Source organism: Pedobacter gandavensis, assembly GCF_032678745.1.
Taxonomy (GTDB): Bacteria; Bacteroidota; Bacteroidia; order Sphingobacteriales; family Sphingobacteriaceae; genus Pedobacter; species Pedobacter gandavensis_C.
This window is the reverse complement of the sequence record NZ_JAVTST010000004.1, coordinates 337,043-354,868: the sequence shown is the minus strand read 5'-3', so window position 1 is coordinate 354,868 and position 17,826 is coordinate 337,043. Positions and strand designations below refer to the sequence as shown.

Sequence of the window (17,826 nt, the reverse complement as noted above, 5' to 3'; positions counted from 1 at the left end):
ATACTGTATTATATATGTTACAATGCAATTTGTGGAAAAGTTGCATAATGTAATTTTAAAAACAAGGTTTAAATGCTATTTAAGGCGTATTTATTTTAATATTTTATTTTAATATTCCAATAGCTTTATTCTTGTTGTGTAACAAAGATTGATTGTTGTGTATATGTTATTCAAAGCTATGGTTTATAAATGTGTGCTTGTTATGGTATTTTCTAACAAATAGTGGAGATAATTTTAGATGTATTCTCAATAGTTTGTACCAATACCAATGTGAGGAAGCATGTTAAAATAGCATGATGTAACAACAATGGCATTTGAAAAGGGTAAACCTAAACCAGTTAATGGTGGTAGGAAGAAAGGCACGGTAAACAAGGTAACAGCGGATATAAAAGAGGTTATCACAAAGATAGTAGAACAACGTATTGGGGAATTAAACGCTGATTTGGATACTATGTCTCCAACATCTAAATGGATGATATTGGAGAAGATAATGAAGTTTGCTTATCCAACATTATCAGCCCAAAAGATTGATGCTGATATTAAGCACGATGGTAAGATTAATATAACTGTTAACTATACCACACCTGATAAGGATGGAAAGGCTGGCAGTTGAACGTACAATTAAATCTACAGCTATTACACCCGGCACAACAGGTAATCTATGATAGTAAAGCTTCAAGGGTTATTGCTATGTGTGGGAGGCAATTTGGGAAGAGCAGTCTTTGCATCAATAAGTGCATTGATTACCTCATAGGTCTTAATAATGAATTGAAGGGTGAGAATGTAATGTATATAACTCCCTTCTATAAGTTAGCTAAGAAGTTCTACAGAGATATATTCAAGATATTGAATGATGCTGGGTTAGTTAAATCAAAAAATGAAACTGATTTAATGATAACCCTCATCAATGATTGCTACATCTCATTTTATTCAGCTGATAATGATTCAGCTATAAGGGGAAATAACACTTACACACTAGTGATTATTGATGAAGCCGGCTATCTGGACTTTGAGACACTGTATGCTGATGTAGTTGAACCTATGATTGGCGCTAAACCTAGAGGTCAGATATATATCATCAGCACCCCTAATTCAACCAACGGTTTTTACAAGTACTGGTTAGATGCTAAGAATGGTATGGAAGATTGGGAAGCTTTTAAATTTCCTACATCAGCTAACCCATATTATCCAGCAGAGACATTAGCAAAGATTAAGAAGAATGCAAAGAACCTAAAGAAGTATGAACAGGAATACGAATGTAATGTGTTGTCATCAGCTTCATGCCCTTGGGATAATGCAACAATAACCCGTAATGTTATTACAACACTATCCAATAATCCAACAGTCTGCTATGGCATAGATATAAGTAAGGGTGGTTCTGAACATTCAGATAAAACAGTGGTATATGGCATAGATAAAATTGGGAACTGTACGTATTTGGATAGTTGGAGAATAGATGATTATTCTATCCAAACAGATAAGATTGCCTCATTACCAAAGGGCATACTAAAGGTTATTGATAGTACCGCATTTAGTGCAGGTTCAGTTATCTATGAGCAGTTAAGGAATAAAGGACATTACATTGAAGGGTTTGAATTCGGTGGTGGGAATAAGGCCAAATTGATATACAACTACATTGAAGCTGTTGAGAGAGATAAGGTTAAATACCCACAATCAACAGCTGATGAGATGCAGATATATGAAATAAGATATACCAAATCTGGTAATGCACAATTCGGGAATCAGATAGGTGTGAATCTTCATGATGATGAAGTTACAGCTGGAGCATTGGCCTATGAAGGTTTAAGTAAGTACGTAGGCTATGGAGTAAACAAATGGAAGGGACTATATTAAAATGAATGAACAAATAAATAAACTACCCTCACAATGGAGTGAGTTGAAGTTGAATGAATATATAACAGTTACATCTATCGAATTAACATCTGAGTTGATTGATGAGGTTGATGATGAAGGACTAGCTGTAGCTGACTATCTCATAAAGGTAGCATCAGTATTACTAAATATAAATGAAGCTGATATAAGAGCTGATTTCAATTATGTTGTGAGTATCGTGAATAGATTGAAGTTCATTTTACAACCTCCTGTATTTGATAAGAAATATAAGTCTATATATAAATGGAAGGCTAAAGAGAAGCTAACCTATGATGAGTATATCTCATTGATGCAAATATTAAAGACGGATGATATGATAAAGTCTTTACCGGATATTATAAAGATTATTATAGATCAGGGTTCCCCTGATCCAAATGAGATTGCTGAAATGAATATGGATGAAGTGTATCATGGTTTTTTTTTGCACAAACAGCAACAGCTGAAATCGCTGAAACGTTTGCAAACATCAACAATGAAGAAGTTAGTGAAACAACAACTGAAAGCCCTTTTCAATTGGAGAAGAAAGAACTAAAAGCAAATTACAATAAGGTGTATGGTTGGCATTGGAATGCAAAAGAGATAGCGTTATACTGTAACACCACTTTCCAACTAGTAATGGCATTACCTGCTTTAGAGGTAGCAGGATTATCAGTTTTAATGAAAGCTGAATTCGACTATAAAAATATATAAATGGCAACATTATCACAAGCGCAAGCACAAGCAGAATTTGAATCTAGGTTATCATCATTAGGTACCTCACCAGATGACTTAGTATTTGAGGAATCTGAGTTAACAGCAGTAGAAAAGGTGTTAGGGAACTTCATTGAGAAGATACATATATCAATTGAAGAAGAAGGTTTGAATGGTGGTGGTACTATCAATGATATAAGAATAGAGAGTACAGGTAATGAGGTTGTGGTAACGGCACCAAAGCATTTAGTCTTTCAAGATATGGGTGTACAGGGTGCGGTTATTAAGCAGTATCCAGATTCGCATTTCTCATATATGGAAAAACGCCCTCCAGTAGATGTATTCTTAGCATGGATTAAAGCAAAGAATATCCAATTAAGGAACAATGCAACCTATGGAGGTGAGGAATCAAAATTTAAAGACCTCACTGAAGAAGAACAACAGCTTCAAGTTGCATGGGCAATCAGTACAAAAATATATAGAGAGGGTTTTAAACCACGACATATTTATAGTAAACACATTGATAGTTTAATATCAGATTTAGAGAATGAGATTACAGGTTTTGCCATCCAACAATTGGTGCAAAATATTAACATAAAGCCACAGGCTAATCAAGTGAGGAGATAAGATGATAGATATAATTAATAGTTGGATGACTTCTTTCAATCCATCAGATGAAGAAAAGGAATTAGCAGATAAGAGGTTAGGTATATGTAATGAATGCCCATTTAAGAAAGAATTATTAGGTGTAGCATTATGCGGTGAATGTGGGTGCCCATTGAGTAAGAAGGCTTATTCTCAATACGGTTGTCCCCTACAGAAATGGTAACCACAATCACCTAAATCCTATGCTTAAAATCGTAGTTTTTAATGACTTTGTAAAATATCTTTAAACAACTTTAAGTATATTGAATTTATATTAAAAAACTTAACGCAATTATAAAAGATGAATTACAACTTATTAATTACAACACTGGATAGAAGACCAGCAATGGCATGTTTAACAATTGCTAATCCTAAAAATCCCATTCAAATAGACTTTCATTTCAAAGCTGATTTTAATCTCGACATTGAATTGATACATGTGTACTTTGATGGGTATAACTTTAAAGTGACTACAGGCAGAGGTGAGGAACTTTCAATTGACAATGATGTAACCCAACAGTTACTCTCTCATGCTTTAATTTTTATTAATGATTTAGAGATTAGAAATTTAACTGATACTGAAATTTCCAAAATTCGTGAATCTGCATTGGATGAATTTACTAAATATAGTATGGCTGACTTTGTGGGAGATATTCATGAATACGAAATTAATTTTGGAAGAAAGGATTATGTCGTCTTGATGATTAAAAATAGTGATGACGTTTGGGAAGCAAGTACTGTAAGCAGAACAGTAGTAATACCTAAAGAATAACAGAGGATAATTTTTAATTCATAAGGGTTAGGGTGATTGCTCTAACCTTTTTTATTGATAGTATAAGATAGAATTGGTTCGGGTATGACAATACCTAAAAAAAGAATCAATGGCTATAAATATTATAAAAACACCTGAACTATATACACCAGCTGGTAACCAGATAATCTATCAAATCACTGATGATAATGTAAACCTAGTTTACTACAAAATAAATCTGTACGATGAAGTTACTTATCAGAAAATTTCATCTCTAAATATTTATCCCACTCCAGCATATAGAAATGGTGCCTTCATTAATTTGGCTTCAATTCTACAGAACTATGTGAAGACTACTATTAAAAAGAATGATACCATAATTGAAAGTCTTAATGGTGACATTATTAATTACAGGATAGACATTTTTAAATATACCAAAAATAGTAATGGTGATATATCATGGGCACCACAACCTGCGATACCATCTAGATATGTATTTAATGGAAGTGTACCACGTGTATCATTTGATTCTTATGACTACACTAAACTGGTGTGTACCACTTCTAACACAGGTAAGTTCTTAACCCATAAACCAGATAAGTCTTCAATCAAATTCTGGGGTACGGAGTATCTTTATTTCATTAGCCATAGCAACCGAATTACAAGCGCTGTATTCAACTTTGGTTACAAGGGAGGTAATGTTATTACCAAAGAATTTGCTGTTGCTACAGGTACTATAATGGGACGTGTCAACGTATCTCCACGTGCATTCACTAGTAATAATATTGAGGTTAATGATTTGGAATATTTTACTGTTCAGCTCTTCAATGGAGTAACACCAGTATCAGAAATTAGAACCTATGTAGCTGATAAGTTTCAATGTAATGCTCAACCTGTCAACCTAATCTGGAAGAATGAAATAGGAGGAATTGATAGTTATACTTTTCAGAATCCAAAAGAGACATTATCAGTTGAAAGGACTAATATTAAGGTTAATCCGTATCATATTAACCAGTCAGGATATTATTCAAATTCCAATGATAACATCTTTAAGAGTGATAATCAGATAATCAATGTAACGGATAAGAGTACTTACTCAGTGGTATCAGACTGGTTGACTAATGATGAATACAAGTGGTTAGCGACCATAATTAAATCAAAGCAGGTTTATGTTGAATTGACTGATGGTAAGTTATTACCAGTACAGTTAAATGATTCATCAATTAGGATTGAGAACACTAAATATTCAAATAGTCCTTTACAGTTAACTATCAATTTTAGTTGTGAGTCAGGACTTAATATATCATGGAATGAGTCACAGCAATTTCCAGATAGAGTTGGTATGGTTGGCTTTAATTATCCAAGTGGGATATTAAATCAGGTTACTGCATTTGAATATGTGGTAGGTAATAATGGGGAGGTAATTATATAATGGCTGATATTCTTAAAAAGTTAATTTTAGATAAAAATCTAACACTAAAGATTGGAGATTTTACTGCTGGAAAGAATGGTACATTACTTATTGAACAGGATGAAATTGGTGGTTATGATTTAATATTGCCATCTGAATTAAAGTATCGTGGGGAAGTGAAATTAAATAAGTTACCTCATCAGTTAACCCTTATTAAATGGGTAATCGATGATGAAGGTGTGTTGTTCTCTGTATCTTATCCGGGCGGTTCAGGTGGGGGTAACGTTGACCTTTCAAATTATTATAATAAAGGCCAAGCAGATTCATTATTTTATCCATTGATACAGAATCCTGCTGGATATATTACTCAATCGTGGGTGCTGAATCAAGGATATATAAAAGGCGAATATGATACACTGGATTCAGTACTGAAGCGTGGTAACATAAGTGCTGAGGATATGACTGTGACGGGTAAGGTTACTTTATCAAAGGAGCTTATTATTCCAACAACTGCACCAGCAGTTAATTCTGATGGTAATATATGGGTAGGTTCAAATGGAAGTACTTCTACACCGGCACCTGTTATTTCTTATCTAAATGATTTAGCTGATGTTACTTTAGGTAGTATTCTTAATAATCAGGTGTTGATGTATGATACTCCTTCTGGTCAATGGATAAATAAGACTATCAATATTGATGTAGATTTTGGTAACTTTTATACAAAAACACAGAGTGATTCCAAGTATAAAACTATTGGATGGGTACCTTCATGGGCAGAAATAACTGATAAACCTTCAACCTTTACACCATCTTCACATACACATTCATTTGCTGAGATAACAGGAAAGCCAAATTCAATTTCAGGTTTTGGAATTTTGGACGCTTATGTAAAAAGTGAAGTATATAATGCTATTGAAAGTGATGCCAGATATAAGACTATTGCTTGGTTGCCTTCATGGTCAGAAGTACAATCTAAACCTACAAATTTATCTCAGTTCACAAATGATTTAGGTAACTACGGTAATTGGATAACTAAAGCACAAGGAGATACTTACTATACACCTATCAACAGCGAGACATTGAATTCAGTGGTAACACGTGGAAATTCAACATCTTTACCAGTCGTTTTAGGAGGTAAAACATCAGTAACTAATCAATTAATCATACCAACTACTGCACCATCAGAAATAACTGATGGCTCAATATGGGTAGGTACAGGTTCAGGAGGTGGTAAACCCACACCTATTATAGGTTACCTTAACGATTTACAAGATGTAACCTTGGGTAGTATTTTAGACAAGCAGGTGCTGATGTATGATACCCCTACTAACCAATGGATAAATAAATCAATAACGCTTGATGTGGATTTATCACCCTACGCTTTAAAAAATGGTAGCAATTCTACAGGTACTTGGGGAATAAACATTACTGGTACATCTGCGCTATCTTTTAATTCAGGCCAATGGAATGGTTATGACTTTGATAAGTCTAATGCTTATGGTTCTGGATTCGATTTAATATTTGGAAGAACAACAGGATTGAATGAAGCTAGGTTGATTACACAGGCTGGAATGCAAAATTTTGTAGGCACAAATAACGGGTCAACTTTAAATAACAATATTTCAGGTAAAGCAGAGTATGCAGGGAATGTAGATAATGGTTCTTCTAGAATGGCTTTTGAATGGCAGGATGGTGGTGCTCAACCCACTTGGGTATGGGGTTCTGTTGTTTCTGGAATCGCTAAAGTTTATAATCCTTCTAATTTTAATGTCAATAGTGCTGTTTACTGGGGTGGTAGAAGTGCTGAATTAAACAATGCTTCGGTAACAACATTTGCACCCGTAGTAATTGACGGTTCAGATGGTAAGGGTAAGTTAGGAGTTGATACTCAATTCAAAACTTGGTTAGGTTTAGGTGCGAATGATACCAGAGATACATTTTTAAGAGTAGCTCCTGATAAGTCTACAGTTCAAAACGGAAACTTCGCTATAGGTAGTCATGAGGGAAGAAACTTTATTCAATCTCATGGAGGACAACCATTAGATATAAATCCTTTAGGGAATGTAGTCACTATAAATGGTACTCCAACTGGTTCATTTACTTTTAGAAACTCAATCAACGGTAATGAAGTAACAACAAACGTTGGGACAGCAGTTGCTGATATAGGTGTTGCAAAACTATTAAGGTGGAAAAATTATGGTGACGGTCATGTTATCTTTGATGCTTCACAAGGAACAGCACCAAATGGAACAGCACATAATCAATCAAATGCAGAGCAACCTTGGAGCCCTTCTTATCCATCATTGATGGGATGGAATGGTTCATCAACTTATGGTGTAAGAGTTGATAGTGCTAGGATTGCAGACGCTAGTTTAGACACTTGGGATGCAGTATTAAGTAGAGGCTCGACAGCATATAGAAGTATTACAATAGCAGGTGATAGAACTATACATTACAATAACAATGATAACTCAGTTGCAGCTAGAGCAGATAACAGAGGGGAGACTTTACATCAATTCATGCTTAGGTACGCTGATGGAGCTACAAGAGCTTGGTCGGAATCTTGGTTTGATGGCACCAGTTATCACAATGCTTATGCTTCAAGTTTCGGATTTAATTTTCAATCAGGAGTATATGTTGCAGGTAGCTTGCAAGTTAACGGTACATTGAGTGGTTCTAGAGGTATCTTTGGTTACGATGCAGGATACCAAGGAGGGGTGAGTGCTTCTAATTGGTTTAGAAGTAAAGATGCTACAGGTTGGGTGAATGAGTCCTACGGTGGTGGTGTTTATATGAGTGATTCATCTTGGGTTAGAGTTTACAATGGTAAAGGATTTTGGGCTGATAATCAAATTAGAGGTACCGAAGTCATTAGTCAATACGCTGGTTTCAAATCAAATAATTTCACAGGCCTTGCAGGAGATTACGAAATAACTGGAACAACTGATAAAATCATTTGGACTATTGGTTCTTCTTGGAATGCTATTGCAAGTATGTATGGTATAGGTTATCAATACTATACCAAGTACGGTACTGACCATAGTATAGTATTTAGAAATGCTGGAACTGTTAAAGCTTCAATCGCTCTGAGTAGTGGTAATGCTTTTTTTGATGGTCGTATCTCAGGTGGAGAAGTTAAAGCTAGTACTAAAATGATAATTCCAATATCAGCACCTTCTGTAGTTGAAAATGGTTGCATCTGGATTGCATAACTATATGTTGGCTTCAAGTGAGGCCAGCATCTTTCAATCTTCTTTTCTCAATACCTAAAAAAAGAAATCTATGCCAGCACCGCAATCAGCTTATTTTATACCCACTTTTAATTGTTTCATGAATTCTTTGGTGCAACACCAAAGGGCAATAACTACCGATACTACCGCTATTTTGAAATCTAGATTTTATCTGGATGACCTGTTGCAGACAACAGATGTAAATGGGGATGTTGGGTTTACGGGTATATGTTATCCAAATACCTTTAATTATAATATGCATAACACCAATCGAATTGGTAATGCAAGGCATAAAGATGGCGTAGTATTTAATGATGCTGGATTGAATACTTTAGGTATTACAAAGGTTGATAATATTCTCACAACATATCCAAATAGGATTAGACTAATAAGCACATCAACCAGTTCTTATTTTGATGGTTCAACTAGAGGCTATCAGATTAGCGTTAATGGTGGTGCTTGGTTAGATGGGGGGTGGACTTATCCATCTTTCAATTCAAAAGAAACTGTAACCTCACAAGACTTAATAGGTGCAGGTGCGAAATACAACGACCAGATTAGGGTACGTAGTTACATTGTTAATCCCGAAGGTACGTATTATTCAGACCCTGTAATATTCTATGCTTCTGATGTATTGTTTAGTACTAACATGTTAAATACAAACTCAGCCTGTGCTAATAGTGGTAATGAGATTGAAATATTTATGTTCCAAGAAGATTTTTATAAACTAGAAAACTTACCAGTAGGTGAGAGCGTGACATCAGGTATATACGCTTGGAAAGATGAAGCTTTCACAATACCGATTATTGACGGATGGTATAGACCAACGGGAGACTTAATCAACTACTATTCATATTATGTAGTAGGTGGTGAGTTTACATTAAGAAACTTCTGTAATACGCCTCCAGCTAGTAATAGTATGTATGTATATATGGGTGGTGGTGACCCTTATGGTGCTTGCCATTGGAGTGATGACTTTACGCTTGTTTGGATTTATTTATATCACCAAGGTGATTTAATAGTAGGTCAAACAGTTATGTATCGTGACGCTTATTATAGTAACGTTGCTAATCAAGGTTTCTATAGTGATATGGGTTCATATCTTTCTATAGGAGCAAATGGAATTGTTCAGGAATTTGGAAGTTGTTTCTAATAAAAAAAGGGAAGAGGAAATTAATCCTTTACCCCTTCATTATAATCCCCCTTGGATTATGGTTATTTTTTACTTACTCTAGTTTTTCTTGGTACTGCCAAGTCAGGAGCTGATTGAAGACCTAAAATAGTTTCAATCGTGGTTCTGTTCTTATCATAATCCGCTTTAATAACTGAAAGTTGGTCTAGCTCTTTTTGCAGTTTTGCAATTTCGTTTTTAACTCTTTCAATTTTATTATCGATTAATACTTCAATTGATTTTTCTGCTGAAACTGATTTTGGACGTGCCATATTATTTATTTTTTTAAGGTATGTATCAAACATACATAAAATACAATACTAAATAAAATAAAAAACTATGTTTCAAATTTATTTAGAAGATAAAACTAACAATCAATATACAGAATTAGATGTTGAAGATATCGATTTTACAACGGTATATTCTGTTGCAGATATTAAAGATATTTCAAGTAAGACTGATACCATAACCAAAAATTTAAAATTCAAAGGTACAACCAGAAATAATCATGCTTTTGGTTATGCATTTCACTTAAATAAAAATATAGATGAGTTGAATACTAATCTTTTATTTTACAATTATAATCCACAGAATTTAGTTGACTGTAAAGTTTACGAAGATTCTGTATTAATCACCAGAGGTAGTTTAAGATTGATACAGACCACTACTGATGTTAATGGTAATATTACCTACGATTGTATCATAACAGGTGACGTTATTCAATTTAACAGTCTTATAGGTGATTTGAAATTAACAGATTTGGATTTATCTGATATGAAGCACTTATATAATTCCATTAATATTTATAATACTTGGGATGCTGTAAAAGGTGAGAGGTATGTATATCCAATAATAAATTATGGCACTAATTTCAAATCAAATTATGATGTTAATGCATACAATTATGTATACAACAGGAGGGATTTTAAACCTGCTATGTATGTTAATGAAATCTTTAAAAGAATATTTTCAAATGTAGGTTTCAAATATGAAATTAAAGGAGATGATGTTTTTAAAGATTCCTTTAAGAAGCTTATTCTCTTAAATAACGATGAAGAAGCTGTTACTAAAATTGAGAACTTTTATAATTTTTCAATGACCAGCGGTCAACCATACGGTGATGGAACATTGAAAGATACTAATGCAAAAAATGAGACTATCTATTTGAAATACAATGGATATGATTCAAGTTCGTATTTTACAGCCAATTCTGAATGGACTCGTAATCATTGCGATAACTCACTTTTCAACGTCACTACGAATTTTAAATTTGATGGTAATGCACACGTTGATTTTAATTTAAATTATGCACCTACATTTCCACCATTAGCCAATGGAACAAAATGTATTATTAGCTTACAGCTTGTAAAACGTGGTTATACAAAGAACGTAACAGGTAACTCTGATAATAATAACAGTTTTTATTATAACACATCATTCGCTGTCATAGCCCAAACGAGTCGTGAGTATATATCACCATTGACTTTTAATAATATAAAATTTGATTTAGAATTTAAGGATGTTGAATTAAAAGAGACGGAACAATTTGCCCTTAGAATATCTATTGATAATGTATCAATTGCCAATGCATCCAACTATTTTAACATAAATTCTTCTTCATTAAATATGACAAGGGGAACAGTTGAATACAAATTTGGTGATGAAATAACACCTACACTACCTGCTGAAACTAAGCAATTAGATTTTCTAAATTCAATCAGGAAGTTGTTTAATTTTTATGTGTACGCTGATAAAGATGACCAGAAGAAAATCATATTTGAAAAGTATGATGACTACTATTCACTTACAGATATATCTGAACTTAAAAGTAATGCAATAGACTGGACAAAGAAAATCAATCATTCATCTTCTTTTACCGTTAAATCTAATATCGACATTCCCAAAAATTATAATTTCAAGTTCAAAACTGATGGTGATTTTCTGAATGATAATTATAAGAAAAAATACAATATTGGTTTTGGAGATTATAACTTAACTGATTCATCTGGTATCACTGAAAAGAAGGATGTTGAAGTGTTGTTCTCAGCTACACCAACAGTCAGAATCAGTAATTTTCCTGTTGATATTCCAATGATTTATAAACTAAATGGTGCCAGCATTGAACCAGTAAAAAATAATCTAAGACTTCTTTATTATAACGGTAAAGTCCCTACTAAAAAATATTGGGTTGGATATGATATTTATAATTCTGGGAATAACAGTTATTCATTTGGTATTAATGAGACAAAAACTGAAGCTGGTGTAGCATATAGTTATTTATTGGATAGTGATTTGAAAGTAGTAGGCGATTTGCATTTCTATAAACCCTATGAAAAATATGATGAAATATCTGAATCTTCCAATGTAAAATACTCTTATGATAATTACATCAACCAGATTACTGAGCTAACTAATCCAAATGTAATTTATGTTGAATGTAAGGCTTATTTAACGCCAAATGATATTAATAATTTAGACCTGAAAATACCAGTCTTCATTGATACAGGTACAAATGGATATGCTTATTTCAAAGTACTGGAAGTAAGTTATACCTCTTCTGATTCCCCTACAAACTTAAAGCTACAAAAGATTGCTATATAACAATACCTAGAAAACGAATTAGGTAATGTCAGATAATGAAAGAAATATACTAGTAAGGGTAACCACAGACACTGAATCTGTAGCATCAGGTGTAGCTCAGGTTAATAATGAGCTGGGTAAAATTCAGGTTCCCGTTGAGCAGGCTAAAAGCTTCAAAGCTCAATTGAAAGAAGCACGTGAGCAAGCAATGGCCTTAGCTCAGGCAGGTAGACAGAATACTCAGGAATACCAAAATGCAGTAGCTACGATTGCTGAGCTTATAGACCAGCAAGATGTCTTAAATAGGGAAATTACTGCAATGGATGCCGGAAATAAATTCCAAGGTCTGGCAAAAGTGGCTGGTTTGGGAGCATCAGCAATAGGTGGTATGACGGGTGCGCTAACACTTTTTGGTGTATCAGCAGAAAATGCAAATGAATCCATTGCCAAGCTCCAGAGTATTCAGGCAATTATTGGATTAATCGATGTGTGGGGAGACTCTATTGATATCCTTACCCCATTCTTAACCAGAATTGGATTGATTACAGTAGCTACATCAGAGCAAATTGCTGTTCAGGAAGCTCAAATAAGCGTTACGAACGCTAATAATGTTGCAACATTAGCTCATAATGAATTAATAGCTTCAAATATTGCATTGGAAAATGCTAGAATAGCTGTTCAGACTGCCTTACAAGAAGTGCAATCTGCTGGTATTTCAGGTGCAGATGAGTTGAATGATGCGGAATCGGCCTATGCTGATGCGCTTCACGCTCGTGATGTGGCTACTCAAAGGGTAACAACAGCTACTCAGGGTGTAAATACAGCTACAACTTCACAAACGGCACAAACAAATGCATTAACAACCGCAACAGAAGCTAATGTTGTAGCAACAAATACTGGTTCTAAAGCTTTAAAAGGCTTAAAAATGGGCTTATCAGCACTTGGAATAGGGTTAATTATAACTGCTATTACTATGCTTGTGACCAATTTTGATGCTATTAAGGAGGCTGTATTAAAGTTTATCCCCGGCTTGAAAATGGTAGGTGACTTCTTTACCAAAATAGTAAATACAGTAACTGATTTTGTAGGTATTACAAGTGATGCTACGAGGGAATTAGACCGATTTACAGAAGCTTCAAAGCGTAGCAATGAAATGATGGGTTATCAGATTCAGAGGTTGGAAGCCATGGGTGGAAAAGAGACTGAAATTTATGAACTAAAGAAAAAGCGTACTAATAATGAATTGGAAATGCTTAGGAAAAAGCTTGCTGTTGAAGGGAAGTTAAATGTAGAAGAGTATAAGCAGTTTAAGGAACTTAAAATTAAAAAAGAGGTTGAAGACCTTAAAGAGGTAAAGCGACTAGATGATAACGCCAAAAAGGAGCAGGAGAAATTAAAGGCTAAGAATGATAAAGCAGTAGCCACAGCAAAAGCTTTAGCTGATAAGGCGAAAACAGCAAGAGATGCTGAGAACAAGACTTTAAAAGATAATTTAACATCTGCTCAAAAGGTAATTGATGATAGTACCAGAACAGCTTTAGAAAAATCTGAAAATGATATTAAGTTAAAATATCAAAAGGAAATAGAGTTAGCTGAGAAAAATAAGCAGTCTACTATTGAGCTAGAAAAAGCTAAGGAAATAGAGTTAAGTGCTGTTAGGGTTAAGTCACTGGAAGAGTCGGCAAAGAAATTAAAAGAAACTGAAGACAGGCTTAAAAAGGAAGCTGATGATAATTTCAAGGCATCTACTGATGCTGATGTATTAAACGCTGAAAATGGAAATATTGTCAATGAAGGTGACACGCCTGAAGTAGCTACACAAAAGATTTTTAATATTGAAGATGCAAAGCTAACCGCTACCAGAGAGACATTTGAAAGAAAGAAGTTAGAATTAGCTGGACAAAATGAACAATTGAAATTACTTCAAGCTCAATTTGATACTGAAGTTACGATGATTGAAAATGATGGTGCTGAGAAAAGGAAAAAGATTGCTGAATCAGAAGCCGAAGCGAAGCAAGCCATTAGAAATAACGAGCTGGATGTGTTAGGTCAATTTGGTGGGGTTCTTAAACAGTTAGGAGAAAAAAATAAAGCTTTAACCATTGCTGGAATTATTGCAGAGCAGGCTTCATCAATTGGTAAGATTGTGATGAACACCAATATAGCTAATGCGAAAGCTATTGCTAGTTCTCCGCTCACCTTGGGACAACCTTTTGTAACCCTTAATACGGTTAGTGCTGGTTTAGGTATTGCTTCTTCTTTAATGGCAGGGCGTAAAGCTATTGCTGATATTGGTGGTTCAGGTGGTGCTTCTTCTGCTGGTTCTGCAATGTCTTCAATAACGAATGCTTCTGCTCCAACTATAACATCATCTCAGACCAATAGAAGTGAGTCAACACAAGATGTAAGAGTTGTTAATAATCCAGCATCCGCTGTATCTGAACAGCCTACTTTAATTAAGGCATACATAAGTAACAATGATTTAGAATCTGAAAGAGCAAAAAGCACATTTTTAAACTCCATAAATAAATTTTAAATATTTCAATTTTTTTACCCTCATCTATTCATTTAGGTGGGGGTTTTTTATTGTCTTTTTTTTGGAACAATACCAAGAAAAATGGTAGACAAATTAAAAATATATGAACTAGGCATTGATGAGTTCTCAGATGCTTTAGTTAATGCAGTCGCACTTACAGGTAATCCTGCTCATGAATCATTATTTCTCGCTTTTAATTCAGATAAATCTACATCAATATCCTTTAGTGTTGATGATGATAAGAAAGAATTAATAGGTGCAGCTATGATACCTAATATTCCAATTTTCAGAAAGGCTAATGAAGTAATTAAAGAAGACCATTATGTGAAATTTTCAATTGAAGATATCCGTAAAGCTTCAATGTTATTTTTCAAAAATGGCTATCAGAATAATCTCAATATAGAACACACATCAACCGATGCTAAGGCCTATATATTTCAAAGTTACATAATTGATACTGATAAAAATATGATGTCACCTATTGGCTTGGATTTACCAAATGGTACTTGGGTTATCGGTGTAAAATGTGATGATGAAGATGTATTTAAAGCAGTTAAAGAATTAAAAGCTGGGTTCTCAGTTGAAGGTTTATTTCAATACAAATTTCAGAATGAAGAAGATGGTGATAATGATGTGGTATCTCTTATTGAAGAAATAAATACAATACTAAAAAAAATAAAATAAGAATGAAAAAAGATACAAAAAGTCTATTACAAAAGTTTCTTCATCAATTGAAATTTAGTTTATCTGAACAAGTGTTTGAGGTGGCTAATCTTAAAGATAGTGAAGACTTAATTCAATTATCAACACGTGAGGTTGGAGCAGATGTAATGTTAGGTGAAAATGATGGTAGTGTACCTGCACCAGATGGTGATTATGAATTGTCAGATGGTTTTAGATTTAAAGTTTCTGAAGGTAAGATTTCTGAAATTTTAAGTGAAGAAATTGAAGATACAGTTACTGAAGAAGTGGTTGAATTAGCTGATGAAGAAGCACCAGTTGAGGATAAAGGTAATGAAGAAATTGATGCACTTAAAGCTGAGATTGAAGCCCTAAAAGAAGAGATTAAAGCACTTAAAGATAAGCCAGAATCAGCAACTAAGGAAGATGTTCAGAACTTCCAAAGTCAGGTTAAAGAATTGAATGATACGTTCAAATTATTAGCCTCAATCCCTGTGGAATTCTCCAAAGTGGATAACACCCCAAAAGCAACAAATAAAAAGCAAGATGACTTAGCAAAATTGGCTAATGCACTTAAAAAATAGTGTACCGATTTATCGATACATAAAACAATACTAAAAAAATAAAATAATAAAAATGGCATTTAACGCAAACGCTCTAACAGAGCAAGTAAAATTAGAAGATGGATTTAAATTAGCAACAAAAGCAGTAACAGAATCTAAGTTAGCAAAAAGTTTAATTGGAAGCGGAAACTTTCAAGCTGGTGTAATTACTAAAGCGCCTATTTTGAAATTATCTACAGACGTAGTTTTTCAAAAACAAGGTTGTGGTCGTGTAGCAATTGGTGATACAGTATTTACTGAAAAATATGTAGAGGTTGCATCATTAGCAGTATATAAAGATATCTGCTACAAGAACCTAGAAGGTACTTATATGGCTCAGGCATTAGCTAAAGGCGATGACCCTGAACAGGCTATTCTTGATGGTACAATCACTAAACAAATTTTAGATAAAGAAATTGCTTTAGTAAATGAAGCAGTTGAGAAAGCTTTATTCTTAGGTGATATCACCTTAACTGGTGCTACCAATGCAAACCTTAATAAGTTTGACGGAATCAAAAAACAAGTATCAGCAGTATCAGCAACAACTGTAGCAGGTGCAACAGTAATTGAGAAATTACAAGCATTATATATGGCAATGCCGGAAACTGATAGATTGAAAGAAGATGCTTATATCTTCATTTCAGATTCAATTTTTGAAGAATATAAATTAGCTCTATGGAATAAGAATATGTTCCGTGAAGATGGTAATACTACTTTAGCTGGTACTTCAATCAAGTTATTCCCTACATCAGGCCTTAATGGTACACGTGAAGTATACGCTTTGAGATTAGAGAATTTACAATTGGCTTTCAATGGTTCCCCTGAGACTACTGATTTTGATTTGTGGTACTCAAAAGACGATAATATTTTCAAGCAAAACACTTATTTCTCAGTAGGTATCTCAGTGATTTTCCCTGAAGATGTAAGAAAAGCAACTGTATAATTTTAAACAGTTAACATAAATAAAATAGAAGGGTAGGTAAAGTTTACTTACCCTTTTTTATTAAAAAATATAAAAAATAAATATAAAAAAATATGGCTTGTTCAAGTTTAATAACATTGGTAAAAAATTGCGGTTCTGAAGGACTAATTGCCGGTGTTCAAAAATTATATATGGTATCAGCAAATGACTTAATTTCAGTATCAGGAAGTACTGGTGCTAGTTATTCGGTAGATACTAATGGTATCGTTAATGCAATTGGTTTAGGTGCAGAAAAGAAATTTGTTGAGATTGGTATTATCAAAAATACAACTGGTTTAAATGAAGAATTTACGATTAATGAAAATGGTACTAACTATAGTACCGAAACGTTAACATTGAAATTAGCGGATATTACCGTTGAAAATAAAAAATTCGTTGACTCAGTTAGAGGTCAGGAAGTAGCAGTTATTGTAAAATCCAGAACTGGTAAATTCTACACCGTTGGATTAAACGGGCTGATGAAATTATCAGCATTATCTGGTGGTTTAGGTTTAGCAGAAGGCGATGATATTGGATATAATTTAACGTTTAGTGGTGTATCTCAATCAGGTATTCAATTAGTTGATGTTGCAACCGTGGCTACCTCAATAGCTTAAAAATAAAAAGTAATTTCTATTACTTCTATAACCCCTTGCATATTAATTTATGTCAGGG

At 33.9% G+C, this 17,826-nt stretch carries 15 protein-coding genes; 14 read left to right on the top strand and 1 reads right to left on the bottom strand.

The window, feature by feature from the left end; translation table 11 throughout:
• Positions 1-307: 307 nt before the first annotated feature.
• The 8 genes from R2S10_RS15760 (at position 308) to R2S10_RS15725 (ending at position 9,773) form a co-directional block, all read left to right on the top strand.
• Positions 308-613, top strand: a complete 306-nt coding sequence (locus tag R2S10_RS15760; protein WP_316841382.1) for a hypothetical protein — start codon at positions 308-310, stop codon at positions 611-613.
• Positions 610-1,854, top strand: coding sequence for a phage terminase large subunit (locus tag R2S10_RS15755; RefSeq protein ID WP_316841381.1), 1,245 nt, complete (start codon positions 610-612; stop codon positions 1,852-1,854). Before R2S10_RS15760 ends, R2S10_RS15755 begins: the two co-directional genes overlap by 4 nt.
• Position 1,855: 1 nt before the next feature.
• Positions 1,856-2,425 (top strand): hypothetical protein, encoded by a 570-nt coding sequence (locus R2S10_RS15750; RefSeq protein ID WP_316841380.1) that lies wholly within the window; start codon positions 1,856-1,858, stop codon positions 2,423-2,425.
• Between the two features lie 158 nt (positions 2,426-2,583).
• Entirely contained in the window at positions 2,584-3,210 is a 627-nt protein-coding gene (locus R2S10_RS15745; protein ID WP_316841379.1) for a hypothetical protein, read from the top strand.
• A gap of 319 nt (positions 3,211-3,529) precedes the next feature.
• Positions 3,530-4,000, top strand: coding sequence for a hypothetical protein (locus tag R2S10_RS15740; protein ID WP_316841378.1), 471 nt, complete (start codon positions 3,530-3,532; stop codon positions 3,998-4,000).
• A 109-nt stretch (positions 4,001-4,109) separates the two neighbouring features.
• A complete protein-coding gene (locus tag R2S10_RS15735) occupies positions 4,110-5,411 on the top strand; it encodes a hypothetical protein (RefSeq protein WP_316841377.1) in 1,302 nt (433 codons plus the stop codon).
• On the top strand, positions 5,411-8,602 hold the full coding sequence (pilV, locus tag R2S10_RS15730) for a shufflon system plasmid conjugative transfer pilus tip adhesin PilV (RefSeq protein ID WP_316841376.1): 3,192 nt from the start codon (positions 5,411-5,413) through the stop codon (positions 8,600-8,602). Before R2S10_RS15735 ends, pilV begins: the two co-directional genes overlap by 1 nt.
• A 70-nt stretch (positions 8,603-8,672) precedes the next feature.
• Positions 8,673-9,773 carry a hypothetical protein gene (locus tag R2S10_RS15725; protein WP_316841375.1) on the top strand — a complete coding sequence of 367 codons (1,101 nt, stop codon included), beginning with the start codon at positions 8,673-8,675 and terminating at the stop codon, positions 9,771-9,773.
• A 62-nt stretch (positions 9,774-9,835) separates the two neighbouring features.
• Here the strand turns inward: R2S10_RS15725 and R2S10_RS15720 are convergent, their stop codons facing one another.
• Positions 9,836-10,063 (bottom strand): hypothetical protein, encoded by a 228-nt coding sequence (locus tag R2S10_RS15720; RefSeq protein ID WP_316841374.1) that lies wholly within the window; start codon positions 10,061-10,063, stop codon positions 9,836-9,838.
• A 67-nt stretch (positions 10,064-10,130) separates the two neighbouring features.
• Between R2S10_RS15720 and R2S10_RS15715 the strand changes: the two genes are divergently transcribed.
• The 6 genes from R2S10_RS15715 to R2S10_RS15690 all read left to right on the top strand — a co-directional run bounded on the left by R2S10_RS15715 (position 10,131) and on the right by R2S10_RS15690 (position 17,768).
• On the top strand, positions 10,131-12,392 hold the full coding sequence (locus R2S10_RS15715; protein ID WP_316841373.1) for a hypothetical protein: 2,262 nt from the start codon (positions 10,131-10,133) through the stop codon (positions 12,390-12,392).
• A 25-nt stretch (positions 12,393-12,417) separates the two neighbouring features.
• Positions 12,418-14,907, top strand: a complete 2,490-nt coding sequence (locus R2S10_RS15710) for a hypothetical protein (RefSeq protein ID WP_316841372.1) — start codon at positions 12,418-12,420, stop codon at positions 14,905-14,907.
• A gap of 81 nt (positions 14,908-14,988) precedes the next feature.
• Entirely contained in the window at positions 14,989-15,591 is a 603-nt protein-coding gene (locus R2S10_RS15705) for an XkdF-like putative serine protease domain-containing protein (RefSeq protein WP_316841371.1), read from the top strand.
• A gap of 2 nt (positions 15,592-15,593) precedes the next feature.
• Positions 15,594-16,172 (top strand): hypothetical protein, encoded by a 579-nt coding sequence (locus R2S10_RS15700; RefSeq protein ID WP_316841370.1) that lies wholly within the window; start codon positions 15,594-15,596, stop codon positions 16,170-16,172.
• Positions 16,173-16,224: 52 nt separating this feature from the next.
• Entirely contained in the window at positions 16,225-17,133 is a 909-nt protein-coding gene (locus R2S10_RS15695; protein ID WP_316841369.1) for a hypothetical protein, read from the top strand.
• 92 nt (positions 17,134-17,225) lie between these two features.
• The gene (locus R2S10_RS15690; protein ID WP_316841368.1) at positions 17,226-17,768 is read left to right on the top strand and encodes a hypothetical protein; all 543 of its coding nucleotides are present in this window, start codon (positions 17,226-17,228) and stop codon (positions 17,766-17,768) included.
• Positions 17,769-17,826: the final 58 nt, after the last annotated feature.